We start from the raw sequence: 16,289 nt of genomic DNA, 5'->3' as shown, positions 1-16,289 counted from the left end.
TTTACAGACGTACATTATGGTTGGTGATACAATGGAGGGACAAGAACTTTTTCGGATAATCAAGGAATTTACAATTAATGAGTTATTATATTTGATGGGTGATGGGAAAATTTATGATGCAAAGTTACAAAAATCCCTACTTGGCAACCACATATGGGAAGACAAAATAAACAAGTGTAAATAGCAGTAAAATCACTACTGCGGACTGCATCTTTGTCAGAGGGATTTCATTTTTCCCTGCAAAATAACTTTGTATCGATTTCCATTTATATGGATTAGTTTAATATTTTGTCACACACACAAAAGGTAGAATAGAATGAAAAAAACAATAAAATTGATTACAATAAGTTTATAGAAATAAGTTCATATCATGGAATTTATTGTTCTAAATGAATATTATAAATAGAGTTTCAATGGCTGGATAATACCTGAGAAAACAAAAATTATACGTTTCGCCTCGATGAAGGAGTAATCAGTATCCAATGAATAAAGTGATCTTATTTTTCTACAATATAAAAGATCTAGTTGCTTTTGAGAAGTTTTATCTAGGGGAAATATTTCCAATCGTTCATATAAAGGATGGGATGGTATTATCTGCGTACATGTAACAACTCTCAAGACGCAGACAATTTAACAGGTATGCAACTTATGTTAAAAAACTTTACAAATTGGAGGCTGATATGTAAAGAGATCTGACTCACAAGAAAGTAAAGAACAAATGAAAATGATGGTTGGAAATTCTCTTGCTATTTTTATTTTTATATTGTTAAGGAACAAAGATTTGATTTTACAAACGAAGAAAAGTAAGATTATGCTTACTACTCAAGTGTAAAATGAACCTATAAACCTTCATTGCAGTAAATAAAGAGCCAATAGATGGAATACTTGAATGATGCGAGTTTTGAAACTGGTATCTTCCAAATATAAGGAATGAGTAGCATGGTAGAATTTATTCAATCTAAATATTTTATTTACGGTTGTGGGATTCTTTATCTTTTCTTTGCGCGATTTCAATTGAGAAAGAAACCAACTCAGCAATTTATGGTGGAAGTCCTTCTGAAGATTACGCTGATTTTCGGAGGATTTGTTAGTTACTTTATGCAAGATTATACATTTGGGCTACTTATGCATGGATTGTATCTTTTAGATTTGATCTTGTTTAGAAATTTTGGGACAGTTATTAAGAAAATAATAACATTATTTATTAGATAACTTTTAGAAAAACAAAAAATGACAGGGGGATTATTTCCCTGCTGTCATTTTTTGTGATGATTGGAGTTCATTTATTTGATCTGGGCTGTATAAGACACTTCTTGGATATGCGATATGGATGTTGTGCTGACGAAGAATCAAGACGCTCTCTTTGCGCATTTCTCTTTCTAAGTTCCAATATTCATCTGGATCACTCAGTGCAGTGATCGTAAACTGAACACCATTTTGATCGATATTGGTCACACCAACTACTTCGGGTTGTTCAACAAGATGATCTTTAAAGCGTACACCGATGCTTTGTACCACTTCTTCCAATGCTTTTGAGACAACATCGAGATTGGATTCATAAGGCACTGTGATGGGGACAATTGATCTCATTTTTTCTCGGTTATAGTTAGTAACTTGGGTGATGGTGCCATTTGGAAGATAGTGTAGCCTTTGATTGTATTCACGGATTTTTGTAATTCGTAGACCAACTTCTTCTACTGTACCACGGATAAATCCGTTGATCTCTACGATATCTCCTACTTCTAACTGACGTTCAAATAGCATGAAAAAACCTGTGATCACGTCTTTCACTAGACTTTGTGCGCCAAAACCGATGGCTAAGCCTAAAATTCCAGCTCCTGCTAGTACAGGTCCAAGATCGACTCCGAATTTCGATAATATGGTGAGCAGAGCAATAAAATATAAGGTATAGTGCACAACGGATTTAATCAGCTTTCGCAAAGTATGTGCTTTGTTGGTTTCTACTTTGCTCCATTTAAAAGTGTGGTCAACCACCCGATCTAGCAAGCGCACTGCTACATAAGTGAGTACGACAACAAACGCAATTTCCAATATCGGGGCGATAAAGTTGGAAACCGGGTCTTTTACGACAGAACTAAATAGACTTTTAGTGTGCTGGATCATGAGATCAAGCATGTTAGTTGCTAAAAATATGGACATTTTGTTTCACCTCGGTTAACAGTATAGCTTATTTTGCAATATTTTCAGCTCTTTTTTCTGCTTGTTTATCACTTAACCAGCCTACAAAGGAGCCAACGATATCATAATTTTGATCGAGGTGTGCTACAGCAACAAATGGAAATTGCTTTTTGTGGTAATATCGTACATCCAACCATTTCACTAGATACCCATTTTCCCTCGTTAAAACTTGGGGATATCCATAAGAAGTGAAAGAGAGGAAGGATGATACTGCATTGCATTCTTTCGATTTTAGTGTTGCTAAATGATTTTCGTCGGCACGGGAGATCCTTCCTGTCCAGTAGAAATTTCTTCTGCGGATTTCCCCCATTCGCACTTCATCTTCCATCTCAACAATTACGTTCCAATTGCGCAATCGATAGGTAGGGATAATGGTAAATTTCCCTTCTAACTTAGTTATGCGTTTTGTCCATTTGGTAATGCGGTGATGAGCGATGGTACGCCAGGCTACATACACCACCATGCAGACATAAATAACGGCAAAAATCACTCCAGCATTTGGTTGATAAATATACCAAATGAAAAAACCGATAAGGTGAAGAATGAAAATAACAGGATCAAATATGTTAATAATATTTAAGGAAATCCAATTGGATTTAAAAGGTCTAAGTGCTTGTGTTCCGTAGGTATTAAAGCAATCAATAAAGATGTGAATAAATACAGCAAGACAAGTCCATAGCCAAATAGTAAGCAGGGAAGATACAGGAACAAATAAGGAAATCAGAGCTGAAATAATAGTCGGCCATACGAGTACCATCAAAGATGAATGAGTCCAACCGCGATGATTTCGTACATAGGTAGCATTCCCTTTTAATCGATAGAGTGTATCTAGATCAGGTGCTTGTGATCCGATCACGGTTCCTAGCAAGGCTGCATAGAGCATATCTGGATTACTTGTTACGGCTGGATCCAGATGCGCTAGTCCATATAAGCCAATACCCATAACAAAGTGAGTACCAGTATCCATATATTCCTCCTTATCTTTATCAAGAGGTGCTCCAGTGATATAGTATTGTAAATTGATTTCGCTTTCATGCGGCATAAAAGTGAGAGCACGTAGTAACTAGTATAAATATACAATTTTCAATTAACTTTGTCCGTTAATGATTAATATCACAATCCAGTTTAATAGAATGAATCAATGGTGTTTTATATAAAATAACTCCTTTTGACCACTTACATTTTTAACGAATTCTATCATTCATTAGCTTATTTTGCATGTACTTGGGATGGAATTTATATTTTTCGATTGTTATTAAAACTTGGAATCCAAGTGAAGATTGTTCATAATAAGATTTCATCCCCTTGTTCCTTATTTCAAGATATAATAAATAAGGAATTAGATAGTAAAGGATGTAAAATAGATGGAAATAGGTGACAACAGGCTACACGATATTCAAGAGATGCTTCTTCAATGGTATCTAGAAAATCAACGAGACTTACCTTGGAGAAGGCATTCAAATGCATATTATACACTTGTATCTGAAATTATGTTACAACAGACAAAAGTGGCTACTGTAATTCCCTACTTTGAAAGATTTATTAAGCGGTTTCCCACCGTTTATGACTTAGCAGATGCCAGCGATGATGATGTAGTGAAGCTGTGGGAGGGGCTCGGGTACTATTCCCGTGCACGCAATTTACATGCTGCAATCAAAGAAGTAGTAGCAACTTATGATGGTGTGATTCCAAATGAAAAAGAAAAAATATCTAAATTAAAAGGGATTGGTCCATATACGACAGGTGCTGTTTTAAGTATTGCATATAAGCAAAAAGTTCCTGCAGTAGATGGAAATGTGATGCGTGTGTTTTCAAGGCTATTTGACATGGAAGATGATATCGCAAAACCTGCTACTCGAAAAAAAATGGAAGCCATAGCAGAACAGATTATACCTGATCGATCCCCTGGCGACTTTAACCAAGCATTGATGGAGTTAGGTGCTACTGTCTGTACTCCTAAATCGCCGGAATGTCTGTTTTGTCCTATACGCAATTTTTGTAAGGGTTACCAAGCAGGAAGAGAGCATATTTTGCCAATCAAGACGAAAGCAAAAGCACCAAAGAAAGCTTCTGTCATTATGTTTGGTGTAAAGTGGAACAACAAACTTTTGGTGCAAAAAAGACCATCAAGTGGTTTATTAGCAAATATGTGGGCGCTCCCAACAGAAAATCGGATGGAAGAAATGCCATATATTAGTCAAATAGAAGAATACTGTGAGATGAATCAATATTCTGCTAAAATTTCTGAAGATGTATATCGATTTGAACACATCTTTAGTCATCGACATTGGAAAATAATATTAATTTCAATGGAATTGTCTGAAAATCCTGTTTACCTTCCAAAGCGTTCCATTTGGGTGGATGAACAGAGTGTTTTAGAATTCGCTTTTCCGAAAGTATATCAAAAAGCATTAGAGCAATTAGGATATAGAAATTGAGGGAGAGAGAACGGTGAAAGAAAATAATAAGTCAAGTGAAGAAGGAGTTACAAATCGGACAGCAAAAGATAATTCCCAAGAGCAACAACTGGTTTTATTTCAACCTAATTTGCCAGAAACAGAAGAAGAAAAACACAATCGATTTTTACTTTGGTTTGCACAGAAAAAAGTTTTGCTTACTGCACTCATTAGCATGTTTTTCTTTGTAGGTAGTTTCTTTATTCTTGTTTCGTACAAGTGGGTGCTAGAGAGTGTTGCTGACAATAAGCGAGCAAATAAAGAGATTACTAGTCATTCACCTTCCTACATTATACTCAGATTGAATGGTAAAAAATATGAACTTAACTTAAGTAAGGTAGGATATGATGGAAGCGATGTTCATTCCATTAATAAGTCTGCACTTAAATTGTGGTTTGACCAAGTGAAGCGTCAAGTAAGCACTATTCCTAAAAATGCGGAGCAACACAAATTAGGCAGTCCAATTAAGCCTGAGCAACTTGGTTATACAGTAAATGATCAACAAATGAGTAGTTGGCTGAATGACCCTGAAAATATTATAAATAAGCCACAAGATATATCTTTGATTCCAAGAAAACCGACTATCACAAAGGCGATCTTACAGCGCATTAATGGAAAAGAAATTTCTAGTTATACTACTTATTACGATACTCGTAATACGGAGCGCACAACAAACTTAAAAGTTGCTTCTCAAGCAATTAACAATATCGTATTATTACCTGGTGAAATTTTCTCGTTCAATAAAATAATAGGTGAGCGTACAGTGAAGAAAGGTTACCGTATTGTTCGCGTCATCGTCAAAGGAGAATACAGTGAAGGACTAGGTGGTGGAATAAGCCAAGTATCATCTACGCTTTTTAATAGTGTAGATGAAGCTGGTCTGGTTATTTTACAACGTTTTTCTCTCAGTCCCAAAGCAACCTTTGTACCGGCTGGCAGAGATGCAACTGTACAATGGAGCGGTCCTGATTTTCGTTTTAAAAATAATCTCGATATGCCTATTGCGATTCGAGTCCAATTAACAAGGGGTAAATTGACTGTAAAAACCTATAGTGTTGCTGGAATAAAAATCACCAAGAAAAAGGTAAAACCTGCACCAGTTTCTATTTCGCAAGTCAGCGTGAATAGCAATAAACCAACTAAAAAGAAATCTAGAGCATAATCTGGGTTCATGTAGATTCAGATAAAAAACCAACCACTTTAAAAATGGTTGGTTTTTGTAAGTTTTGCCATCATAACTAAGGGTGTTGGTGATTTCCTCTCTTCATGATTTCATCGATCACTTGATGGTGTAAACTAACCCCTTGCTCATTTATTAAAGGGGACATTTGCGAGAACATATAATGATGATAAGATAGTTCATCAATTTCCCAGTCCTCGATGGGAATACTACTTAATTCTTCCAGATCTCTGCCAAAATACATTGTTTTATCACCTCACCTAACAGTATGTGAGATAATATGGGTAGAAAATACAGAAAAATTTTCTCGTAATAGGTATAATAATCTGAAAAAGAGCAAAAATGGTATCTATGGGAAGGGAGAGGTTCGATGAAAAGAAAGGTGGAAGCTATAGCAGAGAACAAAACATTCTTCCTGTGGAGTCTTCGTACCTCTGCTTGTTTTCTATTTCTGTCCGTCTTTTTTATATTGTTTGTACTCGTAGATGTCTGCCATGGTTCTATAGCGGAAAGATTTACCTATATTTCAGAAAACTATGTCCTGGTTCAAATTGCTTGGAGTTTAAATTTTGTTGCACTTTTTGCCATTTGTTTTGTCTTTACTATGCTTTTTTTTCACTTGAATCGAACTTACCGTCCTATTTTGCAAATGGCTTGGTTTATTAGTTTGGTGGCTCTTTGCGCCAGTACTTTGTATCACATAATTGAAATTGTATTGATGCCAAATTTGATGCAATGGTCCATGAGCATTTCAACTGAATCAGCACATGATACATTATTAGTGTGGGATCAAATACTTGACCACTTGGGAGGCATTTTTATTCCTACTAGTTTGGCAATAGGTGGTCTTATCTACACAGGAGTCATGTTTCAAACAAAAGAAATACCTTCCGTTCTCAGTTACTGGTCATTTTTGATTTGGAGTTTGGTGTTAATAGGGAGCTTTTTTGTTTCTTTTCTTGGGGTTTTTGTTTTATTTTTATTGTCGATTGTGATTTTGTTATATGTACCATTGATTTGGCAAATAGGAAAAATAGTGAAAAATTCTTGACGTATGATGGTTGAATTGATCATAATAATGCTTAAAACATAAACCAGTGAATACAACGATAAAGGCTAGTATGATTGGTAGCTTTGTTAAGAGAGCAAACTCAAAGGCTGAAAAGTTTGCCAAAGTAAAAATCAGAACCCACCTTTGGAGTATCAGGTAATTCTGCGGTTATGTCTTCCGTTATCAGACAATGAGGTGTCTTTTTGACACAAATTAAGGTGGTACCACGTGAGTAACTCTTTCGTCCTTTGGATGGAAGAGTTTTTTAATTGGAGGAGGAATACAAAATGAGAATTGGATTTATTGGTGCTGGAGCAATAGCAGAAGCCTTGTTAGTTGGTCTACTTGCTAACAACGAAGTAAAAGCAGAGGATGTATCTTTTATCAATCGTTCCAATTATGATCGTTTGAAATATTTGAGGGATAAATATCACTTACCAAGTATCGAAAGACAAAAAGAGATGCTTTTACATTCTGATGTGGTCCTATTAGCTGTCAAGCCTCAAATTGCAAATGAAATGCTGGAGGAATGGGGACCAAAATTTACTAGAAATCAACAAATCATTTCGGTGATTGCGGGAGTTACAACTAAGCATATTGAGTCTTTTCTTCAAGATGATATTTCTGTTATTCGTTCTATGCCAAATACATCAAGCACAATAGGTATGTCTGCTACAGCAATTACTGCTGGTACTCATGCAACAGCAGACGATATGAATCGAGCAGAAAAAATATTTCAAGGTGTTGGAACGGTCGTTTCACTGGAAGAAAACCTGATGGATGCAGTGACTGGATTGTCAGGAAGCGGACCAGCATATTTTTATCTTATGGTAGAAGGTCTGGAACTAGCTGCACAAAAAGTAGGGTTGCCAAGGGAAGTTTCAAGACAACTTATTTTGCAAACGTTGATTGGTGCTTCTCATATGTTGATGGAAACTGGTAAAAAACCGGAAGTTCTCCGACAAGAAATAACATCAGAAGGAGGAACAACAGCTGCTGGTTTACAAGTAATGGAAGACTACTTATTTTTAGAGGGTTTAGAGAAAACGATAGAAGCGGCAACCAAACGATCTCAAGAAATGGGTGAAATTGTTTGTGAAAATAAGAAATATAAAATTCGCTAATCGGCCTGATAGAGCTTAACTCAAAAAAGATTGAGTTAAGCCTTTTTTTGGTTGAAAAAAATAATTCTGATTTTTAGGTTTTAGAAACTTGCGTTATTGGAAATAAAGAGACTAAAGACATAACTAGGGAGAGACAAAAGATGATTCCATTTCAAGTGGGTGAGGTAATTGACATAAACAGTTATAAGCATGGCGGTGAATTTCATCGGCAGTGGGAAGGATCAAAGGTTTTATCATCAGATGAAATTCTTATAGTTTCCAACTATCATCCGAAAGTAACGGAGTCAGATGGTAGAATTCACTCTTATCCTGGTCTTTCTATTGCTCTTTTTTTTCCAGAAGAGTGGTGGAACATTGTGATGATTTATCGATATAACAAACGACTTGTTTCGTATTATTGCAATATCGCTTCTCCTTTTCGGATCGATAACCACAATGGATGCATTCACTATGTCGATTATGATATTGATTTGATTGTCAGACCAAACAAAAGTTTCAAAGTAGTCGATGAGAATGAATTTGTGGAAAATAGCCAAAAATACTCCTATCCAAACTCCATTTTAAAAAGAGTGGAACTAGCAGTGAAGCAATTGTCAGCATGGGTAAAAAGAGGACATATTCCTTTTACAAGTGAATTCGCTTCACACTGGTATCATCAGTATCTTTCCCTTGAACTTTCAGGGGTGAATGGAAGATGCAACATGTAGGATCGAAACGCTTTTTCCTTTGGGGAGTTATCATTCTCTTTTTACTTGTCTTTGTAATATTGGTAAATCAGTTTGTGATATCCTTATCCATAGTCAATGGCACTTCCATGCGACCCACATTGCAAAACGGAGACCGATTATTGGTTAACAAGTGGGAGCTATTATTTGGGCGACCACACAAAGGAGATGTCATTACTTTTGAAGATCCAAAGGAAAAGGGTAGATTTCTAGTAAAAAGAGTAGTTGGTATCCCAGGTGATACTATCGAAATCCGCGGGGGGAAGCTATATCGAAATGGTAAGTTAGCAAAAGAACCATATATTGATGTATCGATCGAAGATGGAGATTTTGGACCTACCAAGGTTGTATCAGGTACTGTATTTGTTATGGGGGACAATCGCCATCGGTATGCTAGTCGAGATAGCCGTTATCAAAGCATCGGATTGGTACCTTATGGTTTGATTAGCGGAAAAGTGGAAATAATCTTATGGAGACCATCTCTTTCAACATTCCTTTAAAAATATTGGTCAAAAATAAGAAAATCAAGTGAAATTCAAAAAATGTTCACAAAATCTGAATTGCCTTATCCACCAAATAACGGATAATGGTGAAAGTGCAGTGGGTCAAAAAAACTCAATAATTCAATTACCGCAACAAAATTTTTCCATAAAATATTTCGAATAACGATATATTTTATGACAAAATAAATAGTAAGGGTAATGGTTAACAAGGAGGAAAACACATGAATTTATTAAGTAAAACACGTAGAATTTCAAAAATACTTCAAAAAAACGCGGGTCACAATCTTGTGGATTTTGATGAGGTAGCACAAGCTCTGTGTGATGTGATAAGTTCTAACATTTATGTGGTTAATCCAGAAGGTAAAATGTTAGGACTTGCTATCAATCATGAATTCGATAACGACCGAATGAATGACTATATAGAAAAACGCAGTTTCCCAAGTGAATTCGCGGCTTTGTTGATGGAAGTCGGTAAAACCATGTCAAATCTTGGTATCGACAGTCCATATACTGCTTACCCAACTGAGTTGAAAAATCAATTTGGTAAAGCATTCACAACAGTTATTCCGATTATTAGTGGCGGTGATCACCTTGGAACACTTCTGCTGTCTCGTGTAGAAGAAGAATTTGTGGATGATGATTTAATTCTCGCTGAATATGGGGCGAATGTAGTAGGTATGGAAATTTTGCGTGAGCGTGCAGGTCAAGTGGAAGAAGAGGCTCGTAGTCGTGCAGTGGTGCAATTAGCAATCAATTCTCTTTCCTTTAGTGAATTGGAAGCTGCGGAGCATATCTTTAATGAATTAGACGGTTTGGAAGGTTTGTTGGTAGCAAGTAAGATTGCTGATCGTGTGGGTATTACGCGTTCTGTGATCGTAAACGCTCTACGAAAACTAGAAAGTGCTGGAGTTGTAGAGTCTCGTTCACTAGGGATGAAAGGTACTTACATTAAAATCTTAAATCCAAGATTATTGCCAGCTTTAGAAAAAGCCCGTCACTAAATTCAATTTCTATGAAATATCAAATAAATCCCTGTTGACGATGTTAACGGGGATTTTTGGTTCTATAAATCCAGTAGTTGATTTATAATTCAGTAGTTGATTTATAATTATTTGACAATTGAATAGCTAAAATGTGTCTAATTTACGAAAACTATATTTCCTGATGATGGAATCATGGAGTAGATTCCCGTTCTGTGGTCTTATTGCTTTCGTTCTTCTCTTGCGATTATGAAATGAATCATCTAAAATGATGATGATATTAGGCGTGTATTTTGTTTTCTCCCATATTTTTCTAGGGGAATGTAAGTCATAGACTTTTTGGCTATGATATTACATTTTTTGTATGTTATAACCTAATTAACCAAATCATTTTGCCTGTGTTTCTTGGGAAGGAGGTAAGAACGATGGAAAGATCCGCTGAACGTTATATAACCCCGCATACACTAGCTGATATTTGGAAAGATTTTATAGATATAACCAAACCTGGAATCAATGCTTCTAACTTACTTGCAACTTTTACAGGATATCTGTTAGCAGCAGGGTATACACATACTTTCGGATGGATGGTATTTATCTATACGATGATAGGAACAGCTTTGGTTATTGCAGGTGGATGTACCTTAAATAATTTTTATGATCGGGATATAGATCCCCATATGGAAAGGACTCGTATACGTGCAGTTCCAAGTGGGAGAATGAAGCCCCGTACTGCCCTTATATACGGTATAATCCTTACAGTAATAGGTCACTTGGTGTTAGCCTTTGGAGTCAATTTACTAGCAGCAATACTTGGGTTTATTGGATTTGGAGTGTATTTGTTTGTCTATACAATGTGGTTAAAGCGAACCAGTACATGGAATACAGTAGTAGGTGGTATATCAGGTGCAGTTCCTCCAGTAATTGGCTGGGTTGCGGTAACGGGAAGATTGGATTTAGCTGCTTGGGCACTATTTTTCATCTTATTCCTTTGGCAACCTCCACATTTCTTTGCACTTGCAATGCGCAAAGCAAAGGAATACAAAGCTGCTGGCATCCCAATGTTACCAGTAGTAAAGGGGAATGCTGAAACCAAGAAACAAATACTCATCTTTACCATTCTATTGTTACCTGCTACGATTCTTCTTTTTGCTACAGATGCTGTGGGATGGACTTTTCTTACAACAGCTATTATCCTTGATGTTATCTATGTGGTTTTAGCTATAAAAGGTTTTTCAAAACAAGATGAAGACTTGTGGGCAAAACAAATGTTTTTGTATTCTTTAGTCTATCTTACTATGATCCTATTTCTGATGATGGTAGATGTTTTGGTAAGACAGATATTTTAGTATGTGGTAGAAAGCGAGGTTTGGCTGTGGAAAGACTTCGAATATGGCGCATAGGACTTCTCATATCTCTTGTAATGATACTTTTAGCTGGATGTAGCGGTGATCCGACACTTAGCGTTCTGGATCCAAAGGGATCAGCTGCTAAAATTCAGCTGAATCTGATTTACTGGAGTCTAGGTCTTATGACCGTAGTATTTGTAATCGTTATTACTATTTTCGTGTATGTCTTAGTCCGTTACCGGAAACGTAAAGGACAAGATAGAATGCCCGAGCAAGTACATGGTAGTACAAAGTTGGAGATCATCTGGACTGTTATTCCTATCGCAGCACTCATCGCACTTGCTATTCCAACTGTACAGTACACTTTTGATTTGGCGGAAGCTCCTCCAGCAGAAGAAACTGTTATTATCGATGTTACCGGATATCAATTTTGGTGGGAATTTAAGTATCCTCAATATGGAATTACGACTGCGCAAGAAGTTCATATTCCAGTTGGTAAAAAGATACTTTTCCGAGTTCATGGGAAAGATGTTCTACACTCATTCTGGGTTCCTTCTCTTGGTGGGAAAGTAGACGTTGTACCTGGTCGTGTGAACACTGTTATTCTCGATGCAAAAGAAGCGGGTGTTTACCAAGGAAAATGTGCAGAGCTCTGTGGTAGCGGTCACGCTTTGATGGATTTTAAAGTATTTGCCAAAAATCAAGCTGATTTTGACAAATGGAAAGACCAGATGAAACAGCCTGCACCAACAGTTGCTACCACTTCTTCAGAAGCAAATGGAGAGAAAATCTTCCAGCAAAACTGTATTGGCTGCCATGCTGGTGTAAATCCAAACATACAAGGTCCAAACTTAAACAAATTTGCGACAAGGACTACAATTGCCGGAGTACTGCCTCATAACGATGAAAACTTAAAAATTTGGTTGCGTAATCCACAATCAGTAAAACCAGGAACGTTAATGCCTAAAATTGATTACTTAAACAAAGACGAGTTAAATGATCTTATCAAGTATCTAGATAGTAGAAAATAGGATCTCTTACTTGTTAGATAAGTAAAAGAATACTGCTTATCTACAAAGCGAGACTTGTTCCCTAGTCTGAGGTACATAAGTGCTACTAACCTCTGTCTGCGCTTAAAGACTTGCCAATCGGCAAGTATTCTTTATTCAAAAAGGAGGGACTACCTTGCCGACACTGATTGTTCTTCTTGTTCTTGCGCTGTTTCTAGCCGCTATTTTTACTGGTGGTTATAATAAACAGTTTTTCGAACGTGTACGTAGTAGTCGTACTTGGGATTGGCTGACTACTGTCGACCATAAGAAAATTGGTATTCTTTATTTGATGGCTGGTTTGTTTTTTTTCATCATTGGTGGAATTGAAGCTACATTAATGCGCTTACAGTTATTCGCTCCAGGTAACGAACTTTTTGTGGGGCGTACGTTTAATGAGCTATTAACCATGCACGGTACTACAATGATTTTCTTAGCAGCAATGCCATTGATATTTGCTATTATGAATGCTGTTGTACCATTGCAGATTGGTGCACGTGATGTTGCTTTCCCTTTTCTAAATTCACTTGGATTTTGGCTTTTCTTCTTTGGAGGATTACTCCTTAATTTAAGTTGGATATTTGGTGGGGCACCTGATGCAGGATGGACTTCTTATACAGGACTTGCATTAAATGAATATAGTCCCGGACCAGGTGTTGATTTTTATGTATTAGGTTTACAGATATCAGGTATTGGTACATTGATCGGGGGACTTAACTTCCTCGTAACTATTATCAATATGCGTGCGCCTGGAATGACATTTCTGCGTCTTCCATTGTTTACGTGGACTGCATTTGTAACATCTGGGCTTATCCTTTTTGCTTTTCCAGCTCTTACAGTGGCTCTTTTAATGTTGATGTTCGATCGACTCTTCGGATCTAATTTCTTTGATTACACGATGGGTGGGAGTACCGTAATTTGGGAGCATTTATTCTGGATTTTTGGTCACCCAGAAGTATATATCGTCATCCTTCCTGCTTTTGGAATTATGTCCGATGTGATAAGTACTTTCTCCAAAAAACGCTTATTTGGTTATAATTCCATGGTTTTTGCAACCGTATTAATTGGATTCCTCGGATTTATGGTGTGGGTACACCACATGTTTACGGTAGGACTTGGACCAATTACCAACTCTGTGTTTGCGGTTGCAACAATGGCGATTGCTGTTCCAACGGGTATTAAGGTATTTAACTGGTTGTTTACGATGTGGGGTGGAGAAATTCAGTTTAAAACGCCTATGCTTTGGGCAGTTGGATTTATCCCAACTTTTGTACTTGGTGGTATGACAGGAGTTATGTTAGCTTTGCCGCCTGCTGACTACCAGTATCAAGATAGTTACTTTGTAGTTGCCCACTTCCACTATGTTCTTGTTGGTGGTACTGTATTTGGTTTATTTGCAGGTATCTATTACTGGTGGCCAAAAATGTTTGGTCAAATGTTAAGTGAGCGTCTTGGAAAATGGCATTTCTGGACTTTCTTGATCGGTTTCCATCTCACATTCTTCCCGCAACACTTCTTAGGTCTATTTGGGATGCCACGTCGGGTATTTACATATCAAACCAATGTTGGCTTAGAGAGAATAAATGAGATAAGTACGATTGGTGTAGCAGGAATGGTCATAGGTACGATTTTCTTCTTGATCAATATCGTCTACACCTTAAGAAAAGGTAAGAAAGCAGAAGCAGATGCTTGGGGACTTGGTCGTACACTGGAATGGTCTATTCCATCACCACCACCTGAGTATAACTTTGCACAGACACCTTTGGTTCGAGGTTTTGACGCACTATGGGTGGAAAAAGAAGCTGGTAATAAATCGATGACACCTTCAGAACCATTAGGCTCGATTCATATGCCATCTCCTTCTTATATTCCGATCTTGATGTCCATTGGATTTTTCATAGCTGGATTTGGCTTTATTGTAAGAGGTATACCAGCAGCAGCTATTGGTTTGGTAGTCGTTTTTGCAGCGCTCTTCCTTCGATCATTTGACTATGATCATGGTTATCACGTTGAACCAGAAGATCCTGAGAAGGGAGGGAAAGAATAATCATGGCAAACCAGACTAATTCTAGTACAGAAATGCCAAATCATTTAGAGACAGCAACATTTGATGGGAAAAATAAAGTCTTAGGTTTTTGGTTATTTTTAGGTGCTGAAACAGTACTATTTGCTTGTTTATTCGGTACGTATCTTGCTCTTCGTAACCAGTCCCTAGAAGGTCCTACAACACAAGAGTTGTTTGATCTTAAGTTAGTAGCATTAGCAACTGCTTTGCTACTAACAAGTAGCTTGACGAGTGTACTTGCAATGATCAAGATGAACGAACGAAACTTAAAAGGTATGGTGACATGGCTAGTTATCACCTTAGTACTAGGCTTAGCATTTCTAGTCTTGGAAATATATGAGTTTCTGCATTACATTCACGAAGGGCATACTTTTATGAGCAGCGCTTTTGGCTCATCCTTCTATGCACTTGTAGGTACTCACGGTGCGCACGTAACATTTGGGATTATCTGGATCATTACTCTTATTGCGCAAGCGATACGACGTGGTATTACTACAGAAACTGCTCCTAAGCTTTTCGTAAGTAGTTTGTACTGGCACTTTATTGACGTAGTGTGGGTATTTATCTTCACGCTCGTCTACTTGCTAGGAAAGGTGGGCTAATCAGTGGCGAAAGAAAATAATCAAGCTATTAGTCGAAAACCTGAAAGTGCTGTGAAGCATATTTTATCTTTTGTATTGATGATTGCCTTTACTGCCGCTGCATTCTATATTGTTGTCTCAGATGTAGTACCGAGTGGTTGGGTTATACCTCTACTCTTGGTATTTGCAGCTATTCAAGTTTTCTTGCAACTATTTACGTTTATGCATCTAGACCAAAAAGGCACCGCTTTCTATACATTTTTTATGATAGCTGGTATCTTTATCGCAGTTATTTCAGCAGTTGGTATTCTCTTGATGTAAAAAGAACAGCTCTCCATATGTGTTACGGAGGGCTGTTTCTATTATGTAATGGAGTGATATAAGTGAGTTCGGATGATAAGAATCAACCCATCATTTCAAAAGACAAAAACTTTACTCCTTGGATTGTCACGATTACTATCGTACTTAACCTCGCCATCGTGCTCATTTTCTTCTTACCGAAGTACCAAGGATTAAACCATCTGGATCTGACATTTTTACCGATGATGAATGCTATATTCAATAGCTTTACCTTTATCTTCTTACTGACAGCTTTTTTCTTCATCCTGAAACGGAACGTTGTCTTACATCGTCGTTTTATTTATGCTGCCTTTACAACAACACTTCTTTTTCTCATTACATATGTGTTCTATCACATTAATGCGCCGAGTACATCTTATGGTGGTTCTGGCCCAATGAAGTATATTTACTTTTTCGTGCTGATTTCTCACATTGTTCTTTCAATTCCAACCGTTTTAATTGCATTGTTTACTGCTGTTTTTGGTCTGCAAGGGAAGTTAGAGAAACACAGGAAGATTGCTAGATGGACCATGCCTATTTGGCTGTATGTCAGTTTAAGTGGTGTTTTGGTTTATATTATGATATCTCCTTATTATTAAGGGTTATTTTTTCGAAAAAATGCAAGCACGTTCAAAAATGAACGTGCTTCTTTTTTATATAAATACTATTAAAATGAAATTTACAAAATGTA

General features: G+C 37.0%; 16 protein-coding genes and 1 other annotated feature. Of the genes, 13 read left to right on the top strand and 3 right to left on the bottom strand.

Features of this window, described 5'->3' with window-relative positions; genetic code table 11:
* Nucleotides 1-1,242 precede the first annotated feature (1,242 nt).
* On the bottom strand, nucleotides 1,243-2,160 hold the full coding sequence (locus GSM42_RS18175; protein ID WP_160802964.1) for a mechanosensitive ion channel family protein: 918 nt from the start codon (nucleotides 2,158-2,160) through the stop codon (nucleotides 1,243-1,245).
* 28 nt (nucleotides 2,161-2,188) lie between these two features.
* Complete coding sequence (locus GSM42_RS18170) at nucleotides 2,189-3,166, bottom strand: metal-dependent hydrolase (RefSeq protein ID WP_160802963.1); 978 nt, start codon at nucleotides 3,164-3,166, stop codon at nucleotides 2,189-2,191.
* A gap of 397 nt (nucleotides 3,167-3,563) precedes the next feature.
* Here GSM42_RS18170 and mutY point away from each other — a divergent pair, with 397 nt between their 5' ends.
* Nucleotides 3,564-4,637, top strand: a complete 1,074-nt coding sequence (gene mutY, locus GSM42_RS18165) for an A/G-specific adenine glycosylase (protein WP_160802962.1) — start codon at nucleotides 3,564-3,566, stop codon at nucleotides 4,635-4,637.
* 13 nt (nucleotides 4,638-4,650) lie between these two features.
* Nucleotides 4,651-5,817, top strand: coding sequence for a VanW family protein (locus GSM42_RS21230; RefSeq protein WP_160802961.1), 1,167 nt, complete (start codon nucleotides 4,651-4,653; stop codon nucleotides 5,815-5,817).
* A 76-nt stretch (nucleotides 5,818-5,893) separates the two neighbouring features.
* Here the strand turns inward: GSM42_RS21230 and GSM42_RS18155 are convergent, their stop codons facing one another.
* A complete protein-coding gene (locus tag GSM42_RS18155) occupies nucleotides 5,894-6,079 on the bottom strand; it encodes a cytosolic protein (RefSeq protein WP_160802960.1) in 186 nt (61 codons plus the stop codon).
* Nucleotides 6,080-6,205: 126 nt separating this feature from the next.
* Here GSM42_RS18155 and GSM42_RS18150 point away from each other — a divergent pair, with 126 nt between their 5' ends.
* The 11 genes from GSM42_RS18150 to GSM42_RS18100 all read left to right on the top strand — a co-directional run bounded on the left by GSM42_RS18150 (nucleotide 6,206) and on the right by GSM42_RS18100 (nucleotide 16,197).
* Nucleotides 6,206-6,886, top strand: coding sequence for a hypothetical protein (locus tag GSM42_RS18150; RefSeq protein ID WP_160802959.1), 681 nt, complete (start codon nucleotides 6,206-6,208; stop codon nucleotides 6,884-6,886).
* Between the two features lie 46 nt (nucleotides 6,887-6,932).
* Nucleotides 6,933-7,138: a binding site (T-box leader), on the top strand.
* A gap of 35 nt (nucleotides 7,139-7,173) precedes the next feature.
* Nucleotides 7,174-8,010, top strand: a complete 837-nt coding sequence (gene proC / locus GSM42_RS18145; protein WP_160802958.1) for a pyrroline-5-carboxylate reductase — start codon at nucleotides 7,174-7,176, stop codon at nucleotides 8,008-8,010.
* 140 nt (nucleotides 8,011-8,150) lie between these two features.
* Nucleotides 8,151-8,717 (top strand): DUF402 domain-containing protein, encoded by a 567-nt coding sequence (locus GSM42_RS18140; protein ID WP_160802957.1) that lies wholly within the window; start codon nucleotides 8,151-8,153, stop codon nucleotides 8,715-8,717.
* Complete coding sequence (gene lepB, locus GSM42_RS18135) at nucleotides 8,705-9,235, top strand: signal peptidase I (protein ID WP_160802956.1); 531 nt, start codon at nucleotides 8,705-8,707, stop codon at nucleotides 9,233-9,235. The genes GSM42_RS18140 and lepB overlap by 13 nt, the downstream gene beginning before the upstream one ends.
* A 224-nt stretch (nucleotides 9,236-9,459) precedes the next feature.
* Complete coding sequence (codY, locus tag GSM42_RS18130) at nucleotides 9,460-10,239, top strand: GTP-sensing pleiotropic transcriptional regulator CodY (RefSeq protein WP_160802955.1); 780 nt, start codon at nucleotides 9,460-9,462, stop codon at nucleotides 10,237-10,239.
* A 404-nt stretch (nucleotides 10,240-10,643) separates the two neighbouring features.
* Nucleotides 10,644-11,564, top strand: coding sequence for a heme o synthase (cyoE, locus tag GSM42_RS18125; RefSeq protein WP_160802954.1), 921 nt, complete (start codon nucleotides 10,644-10,646; stop codon nucleotides 11,562-11,564).
* The gene (gene coxB / locus GSM42_RS18120) at nucleotides 11,471-12,595 is read left to right on the top strand and encodes a cytochrome c oxidase subunit II (protein ID WP_338055335.1); all 1,125 of its coding nucleotides are present in this window, start codon (nucleotides 11,471-11,473) and stop codon (nucleotides 12,593-12,595) included. Before cyoE ends, coxB begins: the two co-directional genes overlap by 94 nt.
* A gap of 202 nt (nucleotides 12,596-12,797) precedes the next feature.
* Entirely contained in the window at nucleotides 12,798-14,660 is a 1,863-nt protein-coding gene (ctaD, locus tag GSM42_RS18115) for a cytochrome c oxidase subunit I (RefSeq protein ID WP_338055337.1), read from the top strand.
* 2 nt (nucleotides 14,661-14,662) lie between these two features.
* Entirely contained in the window at nucleotides 14,663-15,280 is a 618-nt protein-coding gene (locus tag GSM42_RS18110; RefSeq protein WP_160802952.1) for a cytochrome c oxidase subunit 3, read from the top strand.
* A 3-nt stretch (nucleotides 15,281-15,283) separates the two neighbouring features.
* Nucleotides 15,284-15,580, top strand: coding sequence for a cytochrome C oxidase subunit IV family protein (locus GSM42_RS18105; protein WP_160802951.1), 297 nt, complete (start codon nucleotides 15,284-15,286; stop codon nucleotides 15,578-15,580).
* 62 nt (nucleotides 15,581-15,642) lie between these two features.
* A complete protein-coding gene (locus tag GSM42_RS18100; protein ID WP_160802950.1) occupies nucleotides 15,643-16,197 on the top strand; it encodes a DUF420 domain-containing protein in 555 nt (184 codons plus the stop codon).
* The last annotated feature ends 92 nt before the right edge of the window (nucleotides 16,198-16,289 follow it).

It is taken from the genome of Shimazuella alba (assembly GCF_009831235.1).
Classification (GTDB): Bacteria; Bacillota; Bacilli; order Thermoactinomycetales; family Thermoactinomycetaceae; genus Shimazuella; species Shimazuella alba.
Note: the sequence above shows the minus strand (reverse complement) of the source record. Positions and strands in the feature narration are given on the sequence as shown.